Below are 21,723 nucleotides of genomic sequence, written 5' to 3'. Positions count from 1 at the left end.
CCCGGTCAATCCGGAGTCGGCAGCGCTTCCTCGGAGAGGCGGAGAACCTCCCGCAGCGCGGCACTGTCGTCGTCCTCCCGCCACACGAGCCGCACGTCGAGCGGCTCGGGATGATCTGCGAGAGGAACGAACACGACCTCGGGGTTGATGACGTTCGCTGCGACCGACGAGACCGTCATCGAACATCCCACCCCGGCCGAGACCAGGGCGATCAGCGACAGCGAATCCGGGGCGCTCTGAACGATTCTGGGCGTGAATCCGACGTCGTGGGCGATACGGAGCAACAGCTCGCGCAGCATCGATCCGGGTTCGGCGGGCAGCATCACCCACGCCTCGTGCGCGAGGTCCTCGAGCCGGACCTGCTCACGGTCGGCGAGCGGGTGCTCCTTGGGCAGCGCCACGACAAGGTTCTCTCGGGCCACGACGCGCGACGCGATCCCCGGTGGGAAGAACAACAGGCGCACGATGCCGATGTCGAGCTTGCCCGCGGCCAGCTTGTTGAGCGCCTCGCTCGCGTACGCCGAACTGTCGAGCACGAATTCGATACCGGGATGAGTGCGCCGCACGAGCTTCGCCCACCGGCCCACGAGATAGTGCGAGGACGAACCGGCGAAACCGATACGGACCCTGCCGGTCTGACCCGACCCCGCGGCGGTCACCGCCATCTCGGCGAGCCGGCAGGCGTCGAGGATGTTCCGGGCCGGCTCCACGAGCGCGCGACCGCTCTCCGTCAACCGCACGCTGCGGGTGTTGCGTTCGAAGAGTTCGGCTCCGAGTTCTTTCTCGAGCCTGCGGATCGTGCGGCTGAGCGGCGGCTGGGCCATGCGCAGCCGCTGCGCCGCGCGACCGAAATGCAGTTCCTCCGCCACCGCCAGGAACGCCTTCACCTGCTGGATCTCCACCCGTCGATTATTGCGCCTGCGGGCTCCTGACATCCGACACCGAATTACCGACCACACGGAGGACGACCGGTATGCCGGACAAACTCATGACCATGCGCGAGGCGATCGCCACCTATGTCGAGGACGGCATGACCGTTGCCCTCGAGGGTTTCTCGCACCTCATCCCGTTCGCCGCGGCGCACGAGATCATCCGGCAGGGCAGGCGCGACCTGACGTTGTGCCGCATGACCCCCGACATCATCTCCGATCAGCTCATCGCCGCCGACTGCGTGTCGAAGCTCGTCGCCTCGTTTTTCGCCAGCGGCTCGGCCGGGTCGCTGTACGAGATCCGCCGGCGCATCGAGAGCCACGACCCCGTCGCACTCGAGGTCGAGGAGTACAGCCACTACGGCATGGTCTGCCGCTACCAGGCCGGCGCGGCCGGGCTGCCCTTCTTCCCGCTGCGCTCGTATGCGGGCAGCGACCTGCCGAAGATCAACCCGAACATCCGGCTCGTCGAGGATCCCTTCAGCGGCGGCAGCGTCTACGTTGTGCCTCCGCTGAACCCGGACGTGACGATCATCCACGCGCAGCGCGCCGACCGCTCCGGCAACGTCCAGATCTGGGGCATCGCCGGTGTGCAGCAGGAAGCGGTCTACGCTGCGAAGAAGGCCATCGTGGTGGTCGAGGAGATCGTCGACGACGACGTGATCCGCTCCGATCCCAGCCGCACCCTCGTCCCTTCGCACGCGGTGGACGCGGTGGTGCTGAGCCCGCGCGGAGCGCACCCCTCCTACGCGCAGGGTTACTACGACCGCGACTGCGCGTTCTACCGCCGATGGACCGCGATCAGCAAGGACCCCCAGCAACTGCGCACCTGGTTGAAGGAATGGGTCCTCACCACCGCCGATCACGCCGAATACCTCGAGAAACTGGGCGAAGAGTACTGGGCCGACCTCGAGGTCGCGCCGCGCCCCTCCGGGACCGTCGACTACGGGAGCCGAAAGTGACCACCACCGAAACCTTCTCCACCACCGAACTGATCGTCTCCGTCGCCGCGCGGGCCCTGGCCGGCAAGGCCCGGGTCTTCGCCGGGGTGGGTCTGCCCACCCTCGCCGTCGACCTCGCCGCCCGCACGTCGAACCCCGACGTCGAGCTGATCTACGAATCCGGGGTCTGCGGTGCGCACCCCGAGGCGATGGCCGAGGGCATCGCCGACTCCGTCGTGGTCTCCGGCGCCGAATCCGTGGTGTCCATGGCGTCGCTGTTCGGGTACGTGCTCCAAGGCGGCAACGTCGACGTCGGGTTCCTCGGGGCGGCACAGATCGACCGCGACGGCAGCCTCAACACCAGCATCATCGGCGACTGGGACAAGCCCACCGTGCGCCTGCCCGGCGGCGGCGGAGCCGTCGAGATCATGCCCAACGCCGGCGAAGTGTTCGTGATCATGCGACGCCACGATCCGAGTGCCTTCCCCGCCGAACTGGACTTCTGCACGACCCCGAGCCCGGTGCGCGCCCGTGAGGCGGGCGTCGGCATCATGCCCCGCGGCCGCGGGGTGACGAAGGTGTTCACCAGTCTGGGCGTGCTGTCGCGGCAAGATTCCTTCGACGAACTCGAACTGACCAGCATCCACCGCGGTGTCACCGTCGACCAGGTCCGCGCCGCCACCGGCTGGGATCTGAAGGTCTCCGACGAGGTGACGCTGACCGAGGATCCCACCGCCGAGGAGATCGACCTGCTGCGCAACGAGATCGACAAGGTCCGCCTGTATCTGCGGTGATCCCGTCGACGTAACCGACGTGGCGGCTGGCAGGATGTCCGCAACGGACGACGCCCCGGATCCTGCGAGCCTGCGCGCGTCCGGCGTGATGCGCGGCGGACGGACCGCCGCGTGATGCGGGAAGGCGGCACGTCATGCACGCGAGCACGATCCACGACCTCGTGGACGGCACGGTCGTCGCGGCTGTGATGCCGTTGACCGACCTCGCGCACAGGCCGGTGGCCGGACGCGATGCCGTCGCACTGGTCGACGAGCACGAGGTGTTCGCCGATCCCCCGACGGTCCTGCACCGGATCGCCGCTGTGCGCGAGCGCGGATTCGCCGTGGCGGTACGCATCGCGGAATCGGCGTCCCGCGCCACGGTCGTCCTGGCTCTGGTCGAGCCGGAGGTGGTCGTCGTACCGGCCGAGGCGCTCGTCGCATCCGACCTGCGGGCCGCCACTACCCTGCTGTCGTTGCGGGCCCACTGCGAGCGCACGAACTCCGTCGTTCTCGCCGAGGGCGTCGACTCCGACCTTCATCGCGAGGCGGCCCTCGCCCACGGTATCGATTTCGGTTGCGGTACAGCACTACACGTTGCGGAGGGTGAAGCCGGCCCTTCGTCGCCGCGCGGCGGGTTGTTCCGTGAACCCACCTGGAGTGCGCCGCTCGACGACGCGACCGCCGCGCCCTTCCGCATCCTGTCTGCCGGTCGGGAACGCGTGCGGAGCGGCAAGGGTCTGCTCGTGTCCATGAGCGCCGACCTCGAGGCGCGAGCCGGGGAGGCCGGACCCGACACGATCGCCCTCGGCACCTTCCAGCACCACGACCACTTCACCGGGGCCGCACGCAGACGATGGCTGTCGATGGCCGACACCCTCGCGCACGTCGCGGTCTTCGCGGTCGGGTTCGGCACGAGCACCTCGGGCCCGGACCTCGTCCCGATCGAGCCGCACGATCCCCTCGTCGACGAGTGGAACGTCATCCTCCTGGGAGAGTCGTTCGCGTGCGCGCTCTCTGCCCTCGACCTGCACCGTCGAACGGCCGGCGGCGAGCGGGAGTTCGAGTACGTCGTCTCCTACGACCGGGAGGCCGTCGCCCGCGCGGCGCGCGCGACCCTGTCCCGTCCCCGACCGGTCCCCTTGGAGGTCCCACCCTCGTCCTGAGCCGCTCTCCCTCGGGTCACCCCTCGAAACGCGCCAGGATGCTGTGGGCGCACCGGATCACGGTGCCGCGGTCGTAGGACAGCACGTAGCGGAACTCGCGGTCGAGATCCGCTGCGTCGGTGTGCATGTCGAGCGCAGCGAGTACGCACGCGAAGTGCGGACCGAGGACGACGACGTTCCATTCGTCGACGATCGGATCGTTCGGGTCCAACGGCGCGTGGTGTACCGCGGAGTCGACGTAGGGATCGATTCCGACGCCGTAGACCCCGGTGTAGGCGACCTGCCCGGCGAGCTGCGCCCATCGAACCCGGGAGGTCGGAGTGAAGTGCTCGGCGCGCTGGAAGGTGCCGAGCACGATCGTCTCCGGTCCGGCTCCCACCGCGTTGGTCTCGAGCAGCTTGCTCATCGACACCAGAAGTCGCTTGAAACTACTTGTGCGTCTGCGTCCTTCGGACGCCAGAGCGAAGGGAGTGAGTTCGAGGCCGCCGGGAACGGCCCGTCGCGGACGCAGCGATATCGGTTCGACATCCGAATCCGCTTGCGCGGCATCACCGGTCGATCCGACTGTCGGATACAGCGCGCCCATTCCGTATTCGGCGGCCAATCCCAGAGCGCGGCGGCGATGCAGTTCCGAATCGACGCCCTGCGCGATGACGACCGCGCTGCTGGATTCGATGTACGCGGCGACGGCGTGGGCGATCCTCGCCGTCGAGGCGTCGGCCGCACGCGCGATCAGGGCCGGCGACGTGATGATCACATCCGGTTCGACGAGCGGCAGCAGCGCGAGGGCCTGAGCACGCGCTCCCACACCGTCCACCGCGACGAGCATGCCGGCGGTGCGCGCCGCCGCAATGGTGCGCAGCGTCCTGGCAGGGGCGGCGATCAGCGTCTGCTCGGTGATGAGAGCGACCGTGGTCGACCCCCCTCGATCCCCGAGCGCGCCGAGTTCGTCGAGTGAATCGAGATCGACGGTCACCAGATGCGGAACCGCCGACTCGGCTTGCCGTCCGGCCCTGCGCCACTTGATCCGGTCCAGTTCCGACTTCTGATGCATCGCCCGGGCGGCCTCGCTCAGAGCGGTCGCATCGTGCAACGATGATCCTTCCGGACCACGCAGTTGCAGTTCGACGGCGGACAGCGCACCGCTGCCGAGCCGGTGGATGGGGGCGAGCTCCGTCTCCACGACGAGGCCGCCGAACGCGGCCTCCGCGTCGGCGGCAGCGTCGGCAGGAACAGCGCTCATGGATCCAGCATCCCATCTCCAGCCACCGATCGTCCGCTCGGGCCGACGGAGCCAGGAACATAGGATATTTTCGCAGCTCCGAACGCCTACGTTACAGAACCGTGATGTTTCGTTATCGCTCCGTTATGGAACGGGTGGTGGCGAAGCGACATCCGTCGGACAGGCTCTGTGCAAGCCCGAGGCGAGTTCTCACCGGACCCCGACGTTCTCACCACGACCCCAGCAGGCCGACCGTCTGCTCGTGATCCAGCCCGCACCGGACGGCACGAAATCCACGCCGACAGGAGACCGCAATGAGCACACGTACGAGCACCACCCGCAGGATCGTCACCCACACCGGCGCACTCTCACGAGTCGGTGCAGAGACGGTCGCCCGAGCACCGCGCTACCGTCTCGACGTCCACTCGCCCTCCCGTCGCTGCAGCGTCCTGCGGGCGAAGGGAGATCTCGACATGACCGCCCGAGCGGAGTTCGCCTCCACTCTCGGCGACCTCGCACACTCGGGCGACCACGTCGTCGTCGATCTGTCCGAGGTGACCTTCATGTACTCCGAGGTCGCCTCGATGCTCGCCGATGCCGTTCACATCCGGCCCGGCCGTTTCCACGTCGTCGCACCCACACGCCAGGTGCGCATGCTGCTCGACATCCTCGCTCCCGACCTCGACGTCACAGCCGATGCCGCACCCTGCGACGCGGGCACAGCACCCGCTGCCTGATCACAGCAAGGGGCGCGTGACGGCGTCCGGCCGGCGTACAACCGACTGCTGTGGCAGTGCGCCCGCCACGTGCGCGCGTCGCAACACCTCGGACACGACTGCAGCATCGGATCCACCCACGACCGCGGCGACATGTGTGTGTGTGTGGGGGGCGAACCCCATAAGGTGGTGGTAAAGGCCAATTCAAGCCCTCGGTTGTCAGGTTTGGCAGCCCTTACACTCTATCGGTGCTCAGCCCGTTCTTCCGCAAGGAACATCCTCGCGTGCGTTTCGTCCTCCATCTGGAAGACTTCGGTGACGCCCCAGCCTTGATCACCCAGCAGGAAACCGTCACCTACAGCGACCTGGCCGACCGAGTCCATCGGGCAACTGCCCGGCTGGGCAACACCCGCCGACTGGTGTTGATCGCAGGTGCCAACGAGATCGATGTTCTTGTCGTCTACCTTGCAGCCCTACTCGCCGGACATCCGGTTCTGCTGGCGCCGGGCGACCACCCCGCAGCCTTCGAAGGCCTGATCGCCGCATACCGACCCGACGTGGTGGTGCGCAGTATCGACGGGACCGTGACGATCGAGGAACGGGGTGACGGTTCTGCGCATGTACTGCACCCCGACCTGGCGCTGCTGCTGAGCACCTCCGGCTCGACGGGCTCCCCGAAACTCGTCCGCCTGTCCCATCGCAACGTGCAGTCCAATGCAGAGTCGATCGCGGAGTACCTCGACATCCGTAGTACCGACCGGGCAGTGACGACGCTGCCGATGCATTACTGCTACGGGCTCTCTGTCATCCACAGCCACCTACTGCGCGGAGCCGCAGTGATCCTCACGAGCCGCTCGGTGACCGACCCGGCGTTCTGGGAGCTGTTCCGAGACCACCGCGGCACCAGCTTCGCCGGCGTGCCCTACACGTTCGATCTGCTCGATCGGTTCGGATTCGACGAACTGGACCTACCCGACCTGCGCTACATCACCCAGGCCGGCGGTCGACTCTCACCGGATCGGGTCCGCGCCTATACGCAGTCGGGCCGTGAGCGGGGCTGGGATTTCTTCGTCATGTACGGGCAGACGGAGGCGACCGCACGGATGGCGTACCTGCCTCCGGAACTCGCCTCCGACTATCCGCAGTCGATCGGACGAGCTGTTCCCGGTGGATCCTTCCGGCTCGAGCCGATACCGGACGCTCCGGACGGCACCGGTGAACTGATCTACACGGGGCCGAACGTGATGCTCGGCTACGCGCACACGCCCGAAGATCTGGGTCTCGGGGACGTCCTCGAGGGTGAACTGCGGACCGGCGACCTCGCGCGGCAGATCGACGGCGGCGTGTACGAGGTGGTGGGCCGACGCAGCCGTTTCGTCAAGATCTTCGGGCTACGGATCGACCTGCAGCAGGTCGAGTCGACCCTCGCCGAACAGGGACTGACAGCATGCTGTGTCGGCGGGACGGACGACATGATCGTGGCGGTCGAGGGTGCGAGCGATCTCGAGGCGATCCGGTCCGCGAGCGCACGGGCCTGTGGTCTTCCCGTCGCGGCCGTGCGGGTGTGTCTCGTCGACGAGCTTCCGCGGACCGGCACGGGCAAACCCGACCTTCGGGCAGTGGCCGAGCTCGTGCACCACGCGACGCCCGATTCACCCGAGGCAGAGAGCACCGTCGTGGACACGGCCGCCCTGCGGACCCTGTATGCCGAGGTGCTGCACAGTGGGCAGGTCACCGACGACAGCTCGTTCGTGAGCCTGGGCGGCGACTCGCTGTCCTATGTGCAGATGTCTCTGCGGCTCGAGCGCATGCTCGGCTATCTACCCCAGAACTGGCACACCACCGCGATCAAGGATTTCGTGCCTACGCCCCGGCGACGATGGTGGCGGGCGGTCGAGACCAACGTGCTGCTCCGCGCTGTTGCGATCGTGCTGATCGTCGGTTCGCACATCCGGTTGTTCGGGGTTCTCGGCGGCGCGCATGTGCTGCTGGGGGTCGCCGGATACAACTTCGCACGCTTTCATCTCGCCACTCCCCGTACCGAACGGGTGCGACATGTCCTGGGCAGCGTCGCCCGAATTGCCGTACCCAGCATGGTGTGGCTCGGCATCGTGATCGCACTGACCGGGGACTATCTCGTGACCAGTGCGTTGTTGCTCAACGGCATTCTCGGCCCCGACGGGTGGACGCCCGAATGGCGGTACTGGTTCATCGAAGCGATCGTGTACATCCTGCTCGTAGTCATCGCGGTGTTGTCCATCCCGCTCATCGACCGTGTTGAGCGCAGGCACTCGTTCTGGTTCGCGATGGCCTTGGTGGGTGTGGGTCTGCTCCCCCGCTACCGCGTGATCGAGCTCGGGGACGGCAACAATCTGATTCTGAGCGCGTCGATGGTCTTCTGGTTGTTCGCCCTGGGCTGGGCTGCCGCTACGTCGACGACCGTGTGGCACCGAATGATCGTCACGGCAGTGATCGCAGCCACGGTGCCTGGATACTTCTCGGGTGATCTCCAGCGAGAACTTCTCGTCATCGGTGGGCTGGGCCTGCTGGTGTGGCTCGAGTCCGTTCCCTGCCCACCTGTGCTGAGCCGGATCGCAGGGGTGCTGGCGAGCGCGTCGCTCTACATCTACCTGACGCACTTCCAGGTGTATCTGCCGCTGCGAGAGGACCATCCCTGGTTGGCGTTCGCCCTGTCGATTCTGGTCGGCATTCTCTTCTGGCAAGCCGTGACGGTCACCCTTGCTCTGCGTCGACCGGTCGGTGCTGCGCGGGCGAAATCCGATCCGAATCCGGCCGGTACCAGCAGTGGTTCGCCCCCGTCCCACGCTGCGGAGATGCCGGGGAGATCCCCGGTGGCGTGAACTGTCACTGCTACTGGTTCGAAGATCCCGGGACGCGTGGTGTGCAGTCCTCGCCCTTGCGAACGACATCGATAAGACCGCGTTGAAGCATGCACCGACATGTCTCGTGCTCGTCAGCGTGCCGGGCCACCCGTGATCAACGCCCACACGTCCCCGGCTTCACCGGCCGCGGCGAGCAGTTCGGAATCCCACGACGCGACCGTGCCGAATTCGCTGCGCCACGACAGGATCCGGTTGGCGTGCCGATGCAGCTCGTGTTCCATCGTGAAGCCGATCGCACCGAGCGCCTGATGCGCGTTGCGGGCGACGACCGACGCCGCATGTCCGGCACACGACGCGGCCGCCGCGATCGCGAAGCGGGTCGACGCGTCATCGAAACCACCGGCGAGAACGGCATCGACCGCACCATCCGCGGCGGCGTGCACGAGCGAGGCCTCGGTGGCGATGTCGGCGACGAGCGCCTGCACCGCCTGGAACTTGGCCAGCGGACGACCGAACTGCACGCGGGCAGTGGTGTGATCGACGACGAGCTCGAGAACCCGATCCATCGCACCCGCGGTGGCCAGCGCACGGACGAGCGCGCCCCGGTAGCGGAACTCGTCGGCGGTGCCCGCCGGAACGTCACGTCCCGACAGTGCCGACAGGTCGACGCACACGTGGTCGCGGGGCTCCGCCGCCAAGTTCACGGCCTCGACGATCTCGACATCGCCGCGAGCGACCTCGGCGACCTGCCATCCCTGCGGTGACTCCCACAACACGACGATCGAGTCCGCGAACCGGGCCCACGGCACGTGGCGTGCGCGGCCGTCGGCGTCGAGCACCGCGGCGGTACGCACGGCCGGCACCGCCTCGAGGCCTGCCTGCTCGAGGAGCCAACCCGCGAGCAGATCGTTCTCGGCCACCGGCACGGCAGCAGCAGCACTGCCGGCAGCTTCGAGCAGCAGGGCGGCTTCGAGCCATCCCGCGCCGCTTCCACCACTGTCCTCCGAATCGGTGAGCCGATCGAGGCCGAGCTCGGTGAGGGTGCTCCACAGGGCACGATCGAGTTCGACGACGTCACCGATGCGGTGGTCGTCGCCCGAGGTGAACACCTCGGACAGCATCTGTGCGAAGTCGCGCAGTTCCGTCGACTGCAGTGCGTCCTGCCCGCTCATCTCATCCCCAATCCTCGTGCGATGACCCCGCGGAGGATCTCGCTCGTGCCGCCGCGCAGTGTGAAGCCCGGTCGTTGCATGACTCCTGCCCGGACGAGCTCGGCCAGATGTGCGTCGGCCGCGGTGTATCCCGCGACCTCGTCGGCGAGATCCGCCAGGTCCCCTTCGGTCTTCGTGCCGAGCACCTTCACTACCGACGCCGCGAGTTCGGCGTTCTCGCCACGTTCGAGGGACTCGGAGACCGCGGTGGACATGCGGTGCAGACCCGCGATGCGCCCGATGGTCGCTCCGATGCGGGTGTCCGCTTCGACGCTGCCGTCGGCCACACCGTGTACGAGGGATTCGAGCACCCCGAAGGTCGACAGGAAACGTTCGGGACCGCTGCGCTCGTAACCGAGCTCGCTCGTCACCTGTTCCCAGCCGGCGCCGATCTGTCCGAGCACCAGGTCGTCCGGGACGAAGACGTCGTCGAGCAGCACCTCGTTGAAGTGGTGGTCGCCGGACATCGACAGGATCGGGCGGATGGTCACGCCCGGGGAGTCGAGCAGCACGATGAACTGGCTCAGCCCGTCGTGGCGGTGCGCGGGATCGAGCGGGGCGGACCGCGCGAGGCCGAAGAAGGCGTCGGCGTGGTGGGCCCCGGACGTCCACAACTTGGTGCCGGAGATCCGCCACCCACCGTCCACCTGCGTGGCCTTCGTCTTGACGCTCGCGAGGTCGGATCCGGAGTCGGGCTCGGACATTCCGATGGCCCAGCAGATCTCACCGGCCGCGATGCCCGGCAGGAACCGCTGCTTCTGCTCTTCGGTGCCGTACTTCAGTAGCGACGGTGCGGCCTGGCGGTCGGCGACCCACTGGGCGGCGACCGGCGCGCCCACCGCGAGCAGCTCCTCGGTGACGACGAAGCGCTCCATGAAGGTTCGTCCGTGTCCGCCGTACTCGACGGGGATCGTCATGCCGACCCAACCGCGAGCGGCGAGTGCGCGCGTGAACTCGGGGTTCCATCGCGTCAGCCAGGTGTCGATGCCTGGGGTGAACACGCCCGCGTCGATCTGTTGTTTCAGGAACGCCCGTACCTCGGCACGGAGTTCCGTCAGTGCCGGGTCGGGGGTACCCGCCCTCGGTACGAGTCGTGCACTCATCGTTGATCTCCTTCTCCACCGGTGATGGTGGGACACAGCAGCGCCAGCGACAGGTCCGCGTAGCGTTCTGCGATCTCGTCCGGGCCGTCCGGACCCGCGGGGTCGTACCAGTTGGCGATAGCCGAGACCATCGCCAGAATCGATCGGCGGCAGTCGTCGGGATACTTCGTGGTGAAGACACCTTGTGCGACACCGCGATCGATGATGTCGCGGATCCGCCTTCGGCCGGCGCGCCGGCCTTCCTCGTACAGCAGCGCACCCTCGGGTTCGAGATTGCGCACCTCCGTCGCGATCATGCGTCCCTGCTCGGGGAACTGCGTGCGGAAGATGACGTTCCCCTTGACGAACGCGCGGATCTGCTCGACCGGATCGTCGCCGACGCGGGCGAGTTCGGCGTCACAGACCGCGTCGTAGGTGTCGACGCCGTCGAGCAGGATCGCCAGCAGCAGATCCTGTTTGTTCTTGTAGTGGTAGTACAGGGCGGACAGGCTCACGCCTGCCTCCTGCGCGATGGTCCGGATCGACGACGAGCCGTATCCGTTGCGCACGAACTCTTTCCGGCCCGCCTCGATGAAGACGCGCTGCTTCGGCGACAGCACTCTCACGACAACGCTCCGGTATCGGCGTACTGCGCGATCAGCTCGCCGAGCCTGCCCTTGACCATCTTGCCCGTCGGCGTGCGCGGCAGTTCGTCGACGAACCGCTCCATGAGCACGACCGTGCCACCGAGCGCCTGCGTCGACACGCCGTACCGCAAGGGCGCGGCGTGGTAGATCGGTGCCGGCGACAGGTAGACGGTGTTCTCGTCGAAGGCGACACGGTGCGTCACCTTCGGGGTGAGCGGCACGATCGCCTCGGCGAGGTCGGCGAGCGGCGCCGAGACGACGAGCACCTTCGCGTCGCAGTCGTCGACGAGGTAGGCCGCCTCGACGGGAGCGAGATGCGTGTTGACGAAGGTGACGTAGACGCCCGAACGAACTGCCCCCCAGTATAGTTCGAACGCAGTGGCGTCGTTGACGGTGACGACCGCGATGTGGTCGCCCTTCCCGACGTCGTGTGCGCGCAGCCAGTGTGCGAACCGGACGGACGCGCCCTCGAGCTCCCGATAGGTGAGCGTCCGGCCGGTCGCGGCCTCGTGCACGGCGGGCCGATCCGGGGCGACGGCGGCGTAACGGCCCGGGTACATGCCTACAGCCCCAGATCCTTGGAGATGATCGTCTTCATGACCTCGCTGGTGCCACCGTAGATCCGGGTCACGCGGGTGTCGGCGTACAGCCGGGCGATCGGATACTCGGTGATGTAGCCGTAGCCGCCGTGCAGTTGCAGGCACTTGTCGATGACGCGACCGGAGACCTCGGTGCAGAACAGCTTCGCGCGGGCCGCATCGGCGACCGTCAGTTCCTTGCGGTCGAGCAGTTCGAGGCAGTGGTCGACGTAGACACGCGCGGCCTGGGTCTCGGCCGAGCACTCGGCGAGCACGAACTTGGTGTTCTGGAACGAGGCGACGGGCTTGCCGAAGACCTTGCGTTCCTTGGTGTATGCGATCGCGTGGGCGATGGCGGCCTCGGCGAAGCCGACCTGGTTCAGAGCGATGCTCAGACGCTCCTGCGGCAGGTTGTGGGTGAGGTAGCCGAAGCCCGCGCCTTCCTCACCGAGGAGGTTCTCGACCGGCACCTTCACGTCGGTGTACGAGAGCTCGGCGGTGTCCTGCTGGTGCAGGCCGATCTTGTCGAGCTTGCGGCCTACCGCGAAGCCCTCGGTGTCGGTGGGCACCGCGATGATCGACAGGCCGCCGCGGCGGTTCTCAGGATCGAACGGACGCGTACGGCAGACCGTGAGGATGAGGTCGGCGGTGACGCCGCCGGTGATGAAGGTCTTCGCGCCGTTGATGATGTAGTGCTTGCCGTCCTCGGACAGCTTCGCCGAGGTCGCGATGTTGGCGAGGTCGGAGCCGGTGCCGGGCTCGGTCATCGCGATCGCGGTCATGATCGAGCCGTCGGCGAAGCCGGGCAGCCAGCGTTGCTTCTGCTCCTCGGTCGCGTACTCGAGCAGGTAGGGCAGGATCAGGCAGGCGTGCACGGTGTAGGAGCCGAACGAGACTCCGGCGCGCGCAACCTCTTCGAAGACGATCGTGTTGAACTTGAAGCCGGACTCGCCCCCTCCGCCGAACTCCTCGGGGACCTGGATCCCCAGGATGCCGAGTTCGCCCAGCCGGCGGAAGAATTCGCGGGGCGGGCGACCCATCTCGTCCCATTCCTCGCGATGCGGCGCGACCTCACGTTCGATGAAGTCGCGCACCATCTTCCGGAACTGCTCGTGTTCTTCGGTGAAGATCGTCCGCTGCATGGCTTGTCCTCCGGGGTGTGGGGGCAAGGAGAGGGGAAGGTCAGTTGCCGGTGAAGTCGCCGGTGCGTCGTTCGAGGAACGCCGAGAGGGCTTCGCGGTGGTCCTCGGTGTGGTGCGAGAGCGCCTGGAAGGAGGCCGACAGTTCGAGGAGCGTGTCGAGATCGACGCGCTGACCTTCGCGCAGCAACTTCTTCGTCATGCGCAGTGCGCTCGGGGGGTTGACGGCGACGCGGGCGGCGAGCGCATTCGCGGCGTCGAGGAGCTGCTCGGGTTCGACGACCTGCGAGACCATGCCCCAGTCGAATGCCGTCGCGGCGTCGACGCGGTCGCCGGTGAAGGCCATCTCGGCGGCGCGCGCCGCACCGACCGCGCGCGGAAGCAGCCAGGCGCCGCCGTCGCCGGGGATGATGCCGAGCTTGACGAAGCTCTCCGCGAAGAACGCCTTCGACGAGGCGATCCGCATGTCGCACATCATCGCGAGGTCGCAGCCGGCGCCTACGGCCGGTCCGTTGACCGCGGCGATGATCGGGACCTCGCAGTGGTAGATGGCGCGGGGCAGGCGCTGGATGCCGTAACGGTAGCCCTCGCGCAGGGCGTGGGGGCTGCCGCCGAACATGCCGCGACGTTCGTCCATGTCCTTGACGTTGCCGCCGGCGGAGAAGGCCGATCCGGCGCCGGTGAGAATGACGACGCGGGTGTCGATGTCGCGGTTTGCCTCCTCGGCGAGCTCGACGAGGCGATCGATGACGTCGTCACCCGAGATCGGGTTGCGCGCCTCCGGAAGGTTGATCGTCCAGGTCACGACGTTTCCGTCGCGCGTGCTCAGTACGACGTCCTGCGAAGTTGCCATTGCGGTCGCGGTCCTTCCGGTAGCCAGTGTGTGGCTCGCACCATAATTTGGTCGAACGATCGTTCAAATTACGGGGCCGGTCGGATCCTGTAAAGACCGAACGGGCTCGTGGCTCAGTCGGGCAGGCTCACGTTCGATTCGGCGATTCTTATGGCTACCTCGTCCGGGAAGATGTTCCGGAAGACGAAGGGATCGCGGCCGAGCACCCAGCCCGGCGCCAGCGCGGTCGCGTAGCGCTCGAAATATCCGAGCTGCTTCCCGAACAACACGAGTTCCTCGGGCGTCGACGTGTTCCACTTGCGGCCGAGCGAGACGAGCGCACCGATCAGTTCGCTGAGCCGCAACTCCCCCACGTCCTGACCGAGCAGCGGACCGAAGATCTCGGCAACCTGCCGGCCGACCGCCGCGTCGTCGACGTCGAGGTCGGCGGCGACACCGAGCGCCCGCACACTCTGCGCGACCGCCGTGAAGTCCCCGTCGAGCAGGGCCGCGCGGAACAACGCCCGCAGCAGCGCGCGCCACTTCTCGGGCAGTTCGCCGACGATGCCGAAGTCGAGCAGCGCGACACGTCCGTCGTCGAGCAGCCAGAGATTGCCCGCGTGCACGTCGCCGTGGAACGGGCCGTGACAGAGCACCGCCTCCATCCACACCTTCACTCCGCGGCGCACGAGCAGGGAGGTGTCGAGATCGTCCTGGCCCGGCACCACCCGGTCGACGGGCTTGCCCTGCAGGCGCTCCATGCAGATCACCCGCGGACCGCACCACTGCCAGTACACCTCGGGCACCGTGACGTAGGCGTTGTCGCCGAACGCGGAGATGTTGCGGCGGAAACGATCCTGACGATCCGCTTCGACCGCCGCGTTGAGCTCGGTCATCGTTGCGTTGTAGAGATCGCGGATGATCCCCGGAGTGTTCGCGATACGGAAGAACTCGAAGAGCTGCAGCAGCTTCGCGCCCATGTAGGCGGCGCGCAGATCGACGAGCATGCGGTGCGCGATCCCCGGTCGCTGCACCTTCACCACGGCCCGTCGGCCGTCGCGCAGCACGCACCCGTGCACCTGGGCCACGGACGCCGCGGCGAGCGGCACATCGTCGAACGACTCGAACATCTCGTCGATGCGGTGTCCGAGATCCTCCTCGATCACCGCGCGGGCCTGCTCGGAAGGGAAGGTCGGCACGTCGTCGAGCATGCGCAGGCACGCGTCGGCGAGGGCCGCGGGGAACAGTCCGGGTGACGACGCGATGAGCTGGCCCAGCTTCACGAAGGTCGGCCCGAGATGTTCGAAGGCGTCGACGGTGCCGTGCGCGGCCGCTTCGACGACGTTGTGCTGCCGGGGCCGGACGGTCCACCGCAACACCGCCCACACCACGAAGGCGATCAGGACGGCGGCGACGACCACGGCCCGTCCGAGCTCGGCCGGCCCGAACCGGTCGAGCGGAGGCCGCTCGACGTCCAGTGCCCCGGGTGGAAGGACGTCGGCGAAGGGGCCGACGGGCCCGTTGCGCTCGGGCCTGCTGTGACCCCGCGCTCCGGATACGCCTTCGCGCAGCGTGTACTCGTGCACGACCTGTCCCCACTCCGTCCACCACGCGCTCACCTCGGCGCGACTTCGTGCACGGTACCTGTATCCGGCCCCCCGATCGAGACCCGGCGATCATCTGTCTTCTGTCGGTGCCCCCGACTACTCTCTGACGGGTAGCGGATTCGGGTCCGACCAGCCGGGGGTATCGCGCTCATGACCGAACAACTGCTCGAAGAATCTGCCGGTTCGACATCGACGTCGACCGATTTCATGGAACTCGCCGAGCCGTTCCGTCGCGAATTGCTCGCCCACTGTTATCGCATGAGCGGGTCGCTGCACGATGCGGAAGACCTGGTCCAGGAGACCTACCTGCGCGCCTGGCGCGGTTACGAGAACTTCGGCGGCCGCTCCTCACTGCGCACGTGGCTGCACCGGATCGCCACCAACGTGTGCCTGACGGCGCTCGAAGGCCGCAGTCGCCGGCCGTTGCCCACCGGGCTCGGCGCGCCCAGCTCCGATCCCACCGACGATCTGGTCACCCGCCCCGAGGTGCCGTGGCTCGAGCCGTTCCCCGTGGGGTACGCCACCGACGATCCGTCGGATCCCGCCACCATCGCTGCCTCCCGCGATTCCGTCCGCCTCGCCTTCGTCGCGGCCCTGCAGCATCTCTCCGCTCGTCAGCGCGCGGTCCTGCTGCTCCGCGAGGTCCTGCAGTGGCGCGCCACCGAGGTCGCAGCCGCGCTCGACACGTCGACGGCGGCGGTCAACAGCCTTCTGCAACGGGCACGTGCGCAGCTGAAGGACGCCCAGGTCCGCGACGACGACCTCGCCGAACCCGACAGCGCCGAGACCAAGGCGTTGCTGCAGCGCTGGGTCGACGGCTTCGAGAAGTACGACATCGATTCGCTCGTCGAGATGCTCACCCAGGACGCCGTCTGGGAGATGCCGCCCTTCGAGGGCTGGTACCAGGGCCCCGACGCGATCGTCACCCTCATCAAGCACCAGTGCCCCGCGAAGGGCCCCGGCGACCAGGTGCTGCTTCCCACCGTGGCCAACGGCCAGCCGGCATTCGGGCTGTACATGCGAGGGGAGGACGACCGCCACCACCCTTTCCAACTGCAGGTGCTCGACATCGTCGACGGTAGGGTCGCGCACGCCACCGTCTTCTTCTCCGACGACACCGCCGGGTTGTTCGCCAGGTTCGGGCTGCCGGAGGACCCGGCAGCCCGCTGACGTCGAAGGTCACGCCTCGGCAGGCGCAGCTTCCGTAGCATCGGCCTGCTGAGCGGCGGCCATGTCCATCCACATGACCTCCCAGACGTGGTTGTCGAGGTCGCGGAACGCCCGCTGGTACGCGTAGTCCCCCATCTCCTCCTGCGCCTTCTGCGCGCCGGTCGTCACCCATTCGCTGCCACCGGCCGCGATCGCGCCGTCGACGAGCGCGTCGACACCGTCGCGACTGTCGGCCGACACGCACATCAGCACCTCACGGGCCTTCGTGGTGTCGCAGATGTCGTCGTTGGTGAACATCCGGAACATCTGCTTCTCGAGCAGCATCACGTAGGTCTGGTCGTTGATCTTCAGGCAGGCGGCGTTCTCGTCGCAGAACGACTCGTCGAACGTGAATCCGAGCGTGTCGAAGAATGCGCGGGTGGCGGTGATGTTCTCGACGGCGAGATTGACGAACAGCATGCGCGACATGGTTTCTCCTGTGGTCGGCCCGTCCTGTGCGGGACGCGGTGCGGGTGTCACCGATACAGACCGGCCGCCCCGTGAGAACTCATCGCGCACCCCGAGATTTCTCGGCGCGGTGTGGTCGTCACTGCTTGCCGAGCACCCAGACCGGGCCCGTGATCAGCCAGATCACCGTGATCGTGGCGAGGGTGGGGAAGATTCCGTACAGCGCCGAGGCCTGTTCGCCGTTCGCGACGGTCGACCCGAGCCCGAGCACGGCTGCCGCACTGATCCCGGCCGCGAGCAGCCATCGCCCGAAGTCCACACATTCCTTGCGGAAGGCCTCCGGGCCCTCCTTCGGAGCGCGTTCCGGTTTCGGACCACCCGCGAGGTGATAGGCGAACCGCCGGTCGGCCCACCGGACGACGCTCGGCCCGAAGGCGACACTCGCACCGAGATAGATACCCGCGGCGCGGTGGACCCAGCCGACCTCCGCCCCGTTGTGCAGATCCACCGCGACGGCCGCGAGCAGAACGACGTCGATCAGCGGGATCAGGGCGAGCAGCACCGTGCCCGTCCTCCGGAGCCGGAGCAGATACCGGCACACGAGGCCGGCCGCGAGCACGACCCAGAACGCGATCTCGCACCCGACGATGAAAGCGGCGATGTGGCTGAACATGACCTCAGAATCGCGCGCACATCCCCCCGCGCGCGTCGCCCGATGGGCGGCAAATGCCTCATCACTTCGGGTGACGCCGACCCTGATCCTCCCCCGGTTGTGGTCGAATCGTTGCCGTGGACAACCGTGAATCCGAGATTCGAGTGGGATTCGTGAACCCGCGCTACAACTCCCTGCTCGTCGCCCTCGCGTACTTCGCGGGTGGCTCGCTGTTGTACGCCCTGGATCTCGGTGTGCTCGTCGAGGACCGGCCGCCGCAGCCGCTGTGGGTGTGGCTGGTTCTGCTCGCGTGCGTGTGTGCACCGATGACGATGCGCCGCACGCGACCGCTTCTCGCACTCCTGCTGGGCACGGTTCCGGTACTGGTCGACCTCGTCGTCGGCCCTTCGCTGCCGGTCTGGATCGCATACGGCGACCTGCTGTACGCCGCAACGCTCTTCGGCTCGGCGCGCACCAGCCGCTTCCTCGAACGCGCCCCGTTGGTCCCGATCGTCGTCGGCGCCGTCGCGCTCGGTGTGTACTTCGGAGAACTGCGCATCGCCGTATGGGCCGTGTCGATCGCCGCGCTCGTGATCGTCGTCCCGATCTGGTGGGCCCGATCCGTCCGCACACATCGGGACGCCGCCGAGATCGAACGGGCACGCGCCGAGGCTCTCTCGCGGGTCGCGGAACTGGACCGTCGCGCCGCCATCACCACCGAGCGGCAGCGTCTGGCCCGCGACCTGCACGATGTCGTGGCTGGGCACCTGTCGTCGATCGCGATCCAGAGCGAGGCCGCGCTCCGCCTCCGCGATTCCGATCCCGACCGAGCGCTGACCGTGCTCGAGTCCGTGCGCTCCGGCAGCGTGGCCGCCCTGCAGGAGATGCAGTCGATGGTGCGTCTGCTGCGCAGCGACGACACCGACGAGATCACCACCGCGGGTCGCCTCGCCGACCTCGAACCGCTCACCGCCTCCGCACGCGCCGCCGGCACCTCCGTCCGGATCGACGGTCGTCCACCCGCAGACCTCGACGCGGAGGTCGATCTCACGGCCTACCGCATCGTCCAGGAGACCCTGACGAACGCGGTCAAGCATGCACCCGGACGGCCGGTGACCCTTCGTTTCGACGACGCCGACGGCCGCCTCGGGATCGAGGTGGTGAACCCGATCGGCGACCCGGACACCCCGGACCCGTCACCGGCCCGCGGCGCCGGGCACGGCCTGCGCAACATCGCCGAACGCGCCGCCGCGGTGGGCGGGCACGCCCGCTCCGGTCGCGACGGGAACGAATGGAGGACATACGTGCAACTGCCGATCGCGAACAGGAGTACGACGTGACGATCAGGGTGTTGCTCGCCGACGACCACAGCGCCATCCGCGCGGGCCTGCGGCTCCTGCTCCACACGAGCGAGGACATCGAGGTGGTGGGCGAAGCCGCCGACGGTGCCGTCGCGGTGTCGCAGACGCGCGCCCTCGCCCCGGATGTCGTCCTCATGGACATCCGCATGCCGCACGTCGACGGGATCGCCGCGACCCGCACCATCACCGAGGAGACGAGTGCCCAGGTGCTGGTGCTGACGAGTTTCGAGATCGACGAGTACGTCTTCGAGAGTCTTCGGGCCGGAGCGGCCGGATACCTCCTCAAGACCGCCTCCGCGGATGCCATGCTCGACGCGATCCGGGCGGTGCACTCCGGGGAGTCCGTGCTCTCACCGCAGATCACGCGAACCGTCATCGACGCGTTCGTCTCGAAATCGACTCGGCGGGAGGATGTTCCGGACGGTCCGGATATCGACGCCCTCACCGCACGCGAACAGGAGGTCTTCGCGTGCCTGGGCGAGGGATTGTCCAACCGCCAGATCGCCACCCGCCTCGGCATCGGTGAGAACACGGCGAAGACACACGTCGCCCGGGTGCTCCACAAACTCGGGCTGCAATCGCGGATCCAGGCGGCCATCCTCGCCCGGGACATGCCCGACCATCAGCTCTAGGATCGGGGATGCACCAGGATTCGACAACCGACTCCGAAAGCGCGGGAAAAACAATGACCGGCACTTCCGATCACGACGACCTGCTGCTCAGCGACGCCGAACGCATGCACGCGTTGAACGCACTCGGCGAACACTACGCCGCGGGCCGGCTCGACAGCGCCGAGTTCTACGAACGATCCGGAGAGATATCTTCGGCGCGAACGTTTTCGGCGTTGCTCCCCTCCTTCCGGGGGCTACCCGGCGGTGTTCCCCTCGAACAGGTCGACGGTCACATCCGGATGACCCACGACTCCTCCGCACCGGCGGTCAGCCACGACAGCTCCTCTGCGACGGCACCCCAGTCCCCGGAGGACGAACTGGCCTCGCTCCGCGAACGGGGCAGCATGGTCGAGACGCTGGACTGGATCATCATCGGCGTCACGCTCGTGACCTTCCTCGTCCTGCAGATCGCTCTCGACTGGAGCTACGCGTGGATCGTGTGGCCGTCGCTGATCGTCACGCTCAGCGTTCCGCGGTTGATCCTGAAGTACAGCGACGACGACGAGAAGGTCTACGAAGAGCTCAAGAAGTCGGAGGCCGCCGAACGGAAGAAGCGGCTCGAGGAGGCGTCGAAGCGGATCCGGGAACTCGAGGGTCGTCGCGGTCCGGAGACGCCACGGAGCTGAAGCGACCGACAGTCACGGAGCTGAAGCGACCGACAGTCACGGAGCTGAGCCGAGGGGTGACCGCAGAGCGGGGTCGACCGGTGATCGCGGACCGGGACGAACCACTCCCCGATTGCTCTTTATTGCGCTGTTCCTGGTAGAAGCAAGGAATGGCAATCGAGACCGCACAGTTCACCGTCGATCGTCCGGGTCGTTTCATGGGCGTCGGCATCGAGGTCGCCGACGACGCGTCGGTCTCGGTCACCCAGTCCGTCGGATCGCACCTGTTCGACCACCGCGGGCAGACCACGCTCGCCTCCATCGGCGTCTTCACCGACGTCGCCGCGGGCGCACCCGCCGGTATCGCGCGATTCGCGGAGACCGGTGAGCGACCGCAGAGCGTGCTGTCGCACGTGACGGCGACGCTCGCCCACCCCTTCCCCGCCTCGGGGGCCCTCGTCGGTCACGGCAGCAGCCTGTTCTTCGACGAGTCCACCGCCGTGTCGGGCACCGACGTGCGCGACGAGCAGGGTGCTCTCGTCGCGCACCTGGTCGGCCGCTCCATCGTCGTCGGGCGCACGCCGATGGAACTCGGCGCCGAGGCGTCGGAGGCCGTGCCGGAGCGGGACGAGCCGGAACCGTGGTCCGATGTGGCGATCCTGGCCGAACTGCCCGGCCTCGACATCGTCACGGGCATCTCCACCGGGACTCTTCCGCGCGGACCGCTCGCCGGGCTGCTCGGACTCGAGGTGACAGCCGCCGAGCGCGGCGTCGTGCAGGCCCGGCTGTCGCCGCGCGAGTGGATGGCCAACGTGATCGGTTCGGTGCAGGGCGGTGTGCTCGTGTCGATGGCGGAGGCCGTCACCGGCCTGGCCGCACAGACGCTGACCGGCATCGATCAGGACTATCGCGTGCTGGAGATCGGCCTCGACTACCTCCGCTCGCCCGCCGTCCCCGGGCCGGTCATCGAACTGCGATCCGAAGCGGTGCGGGCCGGACGGCGACTCGCGTCCTTCGAGACGACGCTGTGCGCCGCCGACGGCACCGTCTACGTGCGCGCACACGCCAACGTCCAGCTGTTCCCCCGCGCGTAACGGATTCGCAGGAATCTCCCAGCTCTCTCGCACCGTG

The 21,723-nt window shown here is 67.7% G+C and carries 20 protein-coding genes and 1 pseudogene; 10 read left to right on the top strand and 11 right to left on the bottom strand.

The window, feature by feature from the left end:
- Positions 1–5: 5 nt before the first annotated feature.
- Entirely contained in the window at positions 6–902 is an 897-nt protein-coding gene (locus tag BLV31_RS06010; protein ID WP_064060491.1) for a LysR family transcriptional regulator, read from the bottom strand.
- A 71-nt stretch (positions 903–973) separates the two neighbouring features.
- Here BLV31_RS06010 and BLV31_RS06005 point away from each other — a divergent pair, with 71 nt between their 5' ends.
- From BLV31_RS06005 to BLV31_RS05995, 3 genes are all read left to right on the top strand, one after another.
- Positions 974–1,891, top strand: coding sequence for a CoA transferase subunit A (locus BLV31_RS06005; RefSeq protein WP_064060490.1), 918 nt, complete (start codon positions 974–976; stop codon positions 1,889–1,891).
- Positions 1,888–2,664 (top strand): CoA-transferase subunit beta, encoded by a 777-nt coding sequence (locus BLV31_RS06000; RefSeq protein ID WP_064060489.1) that lies wholly within the window; start codon positions 1,888–1,890, stop codon positions 2,662–2,664. Before BLV31_RS06005 ends, BLV31_RS06000 begins: the two co-directional genes overlap by 4 nt.
- Before the next feature lie 134 nt (positions 2,665–2,798).
- Complete coding sequence (locus tag BLV31_RS05995; protein WP_006553724.1) at positions 2,799–3,809, top strand: DICT sensory domain-containing protein; 1,011 nt, start codon at positions 2,799–2,801, stop codon at positions 3,807–3,809.
- A 16-nt stretch (positions 3,810–3,825) separates the two neighbouring features.
- Here BLV31_RS05995 and BLV31_RS05990 read toward each other — a convergent pair whose 3' ends face one another.
- Entirely contained in the window at positions 3,826–5,052 is a 1,227-nt protein-coding gene (locus tag BLV31_RS05990) for an EAL domain-containing protein (RefSeq protein ID WP_064060488.1), read from the bottom strand.
- A 293-nt stretch (positions 5,053–5,345) separates the two neighbouring features.
- On the opposite strand from BLV31_RS05990, the gene BLV31_RS05985 reads away from it, so the two are divergent.
- Positions 5,346–5,768 (top strand): STAS domain-containing protein, encoded by a 423-nt coding sequence (locus BLV31_RS05985; RefSeq protein ID WP_052039944.1) that lies wholly within the window; start codon positions 5,346–5,348, stop codon positions 5,766–5,768.
- Positions 5,769–5,995: 227 nt separating this feature from the next.
- A complete protein-coding gene (locus tag BLV31_RS05980; RefSeq protein WP_371850708.1) occupies positions 5,996–8,608 on the top strand; it encodes an AMP-binding protein in 2,613 nt (870 codons plus the stop codon).
- 113 nt (positions 8,609–8,721) lie between these two features.
- On the opposite strand, the gene BLV31_RS05975 is transcribed toward BLV31_RS05980, so the two are convergent.
- The 7 genes and pseudogenes from BLV31_RS05975 to BLV31_RS05945 all read right to left on the bottom strand — a co-directional run bounded on the left by BLV31_RS05975 (position 8,722) and on the right by BLV31_RS05945 (position 15,650).
- Positions 8,722–9,762, bottom strand: a complete 1,041-nt coding sequence (locus tag BLV31_RS05975) for an acyl-CoA dehydrogenase family protein (protein ID WP_064060487.1) — start codon at positions 9,760–9,762, stop codon at positions 8,722–8,724.
- Positions 9,759–10,904 (bottom strand): acyl-CoA dehydrogenase family protein, encoded by a 1,146-nt coding sequence (locus BLV31_RS05970; RefSeq protein ID WP_064060486.1) that lies wholly within the window; start codon positions 10,902–10,904, stop codon positions 9,759–9,761. Before BLV31_RS05970 ends, BLV31_RS05975 begins: the two co-directional genes overlap by 4 nt.
- The gene (locus tag BLV31_RS05965) at positions 10,901–11,509 is read right to left on the bottom strand and encodes a TetR/AcrR family transcriptional regulator (RefSeq protein WP_232333390.1); all 609 of its coding nucleotides are present in this window, start codon (positions 11,507–11,509) and stop codon (positions 10,901–10,903) included. The genes BLV31_RS05970 and BLV31_RS05965 overlap by 4 nt, the downstream gene beginning before the upstream one ends.
- 92 nt (positions 11,510–11,601) lie before the next feature.
- Positions 11,602–12,090: pseudogene (locus tag BLV31_RS05960) on the bottom strand (AMP-binding protein); the annotation flags it as partial.
- Between the two features lie 2 nt (positions 12,091–12,092).
- A complete protein-coding gene (locus tag BLV31_RS05955; protein ID WP_064060484.1) occupies positions 12,093–13,250 on the bottom strand; it encodes an acyl-CoA dehydrogenase family protein in 1,158 nt (385 codons plus the stop codon).
- Between the two features lie 40 nt (positions 13,251–13,290).
- Positions 13,291–14,100, bottom strand: coding sequence for a crotonase/enoyl-CoA hydratase family protein (locus BLV31_RS05950; protein ID WP_033096334.1), 810 nt, complete (start codon positions 14,098–14,100; stop codon positions 13,291–13,293).
- Between the two features lie 113 nt (positions 14,101–14,213).
- A complete protein-coding gene (locus tag BLV31_RS05945) occupies positions 14,214–15,650 on the bottom strand; it encodes an ABC1 kinase family protein (RefSeq protein ID WP_064060501.1) in 1,437 nt (478 codons plus the stop codon).
- A 186-nt stretch (positions 15,651–15,836) separates the two neighbouring features.
- Between BLV31_RS05945 and BLV31_RS05940 the strand changes: the two genes are divergently transcribed.
- Positions 15,837–16,856: a sigma-70 family RNA polymerase sigma factor gene (locus tag BLV31_RS05940; RefSeq protein ID WP_064060483.1), complete on the top strand. Its 1,020-nt coding sequence runs from the start codon at positions 15,837–15,839 to the stop codon at positions 16,854–16,856.
- Between the two features lie 9 nt (positions 16,857–16,865).
- Here the strand turns inward: BLV31_RS05940 and BLV31_RS05935 are convergent, their stop codons facing one another.
- Positions 16,866–17,324, bottom strand: coding sequence for a VOC family protein (locus BLV31_RS05935; RefSeq protein WP_064060482.1), 459 nt, complete (start codon positions 17,322–17,324; stop codon positions 16,866–16,868).
- 118 nt (positions 17,325–17,442) lie between these two features.
- Positions 17,443–17,976, bottom strand: a complete 534-nt coding sequence (locus BLV31_RS05930) for a hypothetical protein (RefSeq protein WP_039585044.1) — start codon at positions 17,974–17,976, stop codon at positions 17,443–17,445.
- A 116-nt stretch (positions 17,977–18,092) separates the two neighbouring features.
- On the opposite strand from BLV31_RS05930, the gene BLV31_RS05925 reads away from it, so the two are divergent.
- From BLV31_RS05925 to BLV31_RS05910, 4 genes are all read left to right on the top strand, one after another.
- Positions 18,093–19,295, top strand: a complete 1,203-nt coding sequence (locus BLV31_RS05925) for a sensor histidine kinase (RefSeq protein ID WP_064060481.1) — start codon at positions 18,093–18,095, stop codon at positions 19,293–19,295.
- Positions 19,292–19,948 carry a response regulator gene (locus BLV31_RS05920; protein ID WP_064060480.1) on the top strand — a complete coding sequence of 219 codons (657 nt, stop codon included), beginning with the start codon at positions 19,292–19,294 and terminating at the stop codon, positions 19,946–19,948. The genes BLV31_RS05925 and BLV31_RS05920 overlap by 4 nt, the downstream gene beginning before the upstream one ends.
- Before the next feature lie 53 nt (positions 19,949–20,001).
- Positions 20,002–20,613: a DUF1707 SHOCT-like domain-containing protein gene (locus BLV31_RS05915; RefSeq protein WP_006553741.1), complete on the top strand. Its 612-nt coding sequence runs from the start codon at positions 20,002–20,004 to the stop codon at positions 20,611–20,613.
- A gap of 149 nt (positions 20,614–20,762) precedes the next feature.
- Positions 20,763–21,686 carry a PaaI family thioesterase gene (locus BLV31_RS05910; protein ID WP_019290818.1) on the top strand — a complete coding sequence of 308 codons (924 nt, stop codon included), beginning with the start codon at positions 20,763–20,765 and terminating at the stop codon, positions 21,684–21,686.
- Positions 21,687–21,723: the final 37 nt, after the last annotated feature.

This window comes from Rhodococcus pyridinivorans (assembly GCF_900105195.1).
GTDB lineage: Bacteria > Actinomycetota > Actinomycetes > Mycobacteriales > Mycobacteriaceae > Rhodococcus > Rhodococcus pyridinivorans.
This window is presented reverse-complemented; position numbering and strand designations above follow the sequence as displayed.

Excerpts from the sequence above, each read along its gene's own strand:
- BLV31_RS06005 (WP_064060490.1), top strand. The coding sequence starts at position 974 with ATGCCGGACAAACTCATGACCATGCGCGAGGCGATCGCCACCTATGTC.
- BLV31_RS05995 (WP_006553724.1), top strand. The coding sequence starts at position 2,799 with ATGCACGCGAGCACGATCCACGACCTCGTGGACGGCACGGTCGTCGCG.
- BLV31_RS05990 (WP_064060488.1), bottom strand. The coding sequence starts at position 5,052 with ATGAGCGCTGTTCCTGCCGACGCTGCCGCCGACGCGGAGGCCGCGTTC.
- BLV31_RS05985 (WP_052039944.1), top strand. The coding sequence starts at position 5,346 with ATGAGCACACGTACGAGCACCACCCGCAGGATCGTCACCCACACCGGC.
- BLV31_RS05975 (WP_064060487.1), bottom strand. The coding sequence starts at position 9,762 with ATGAGCGGGCAGGACGCACTGCAGTCGACGGAACTGCGCGACTTCGCA.
- BLV31_RS05970 (WP_064060486.1), bottom strand. The coding sequence starts at position 10,904 with ATGAGTGCACGACTCGTACCGAGGGCGGGTACCCCCGACCCGGCACTG.
- BLV31_RS05955 (WP_064060484.1), bottom strand. The coding sequence starts at position 13,250 with ATGCAGCGGACGATCTTCACCGAAGAACACGAGCAGTTCCGGAAGATG.
- BLV31_RS05950 (WP_033096334.1), bottom strand. The coding sequence starts at position 14,100 with ATGGCAACTTCGCAGGACGTCGTACTGAGCACGCGCGACGGAAACGTC.
- BLV31_RS05940 (WP_064060483.1), top strand. The coding sequence starts at position 15,837 with ATGACCGAACAACTGCTCGAAGAATCTGCCGGTTCGACATCGACGTCG.
- BLV31_RS05935 (WP_064060482.1), bottom strand. The coding sequence starts at position 17,324 with ATGTCGCGCATGCTGTTCGTCAATCTCGCCGTCGAGAACATCACCGCC.
- BLV31_RS05930 (WP_039585044.1), bottom strand. The coding sequence starts at position 17,976 with ATGTTCAGCCACATCGCCGCTTTCATCGTCGGGTGCGAGATCGCGTTC.
- BLV31_RS05915 (WP_006553741.1), top strand. The coding sequence starts at position 20,002 with ATGACCGGCACTTCCGATCACGACGACCTGCTGCTCAGCGACGCCGAA.
- BLV31_RS05910 (WP_019290818.1), top strand. The coding sequence starts at position 20,763 with ATGGCAATCGAGACCGCACAGTTCACCGTCGATCGTCCGGGTCGTTTC.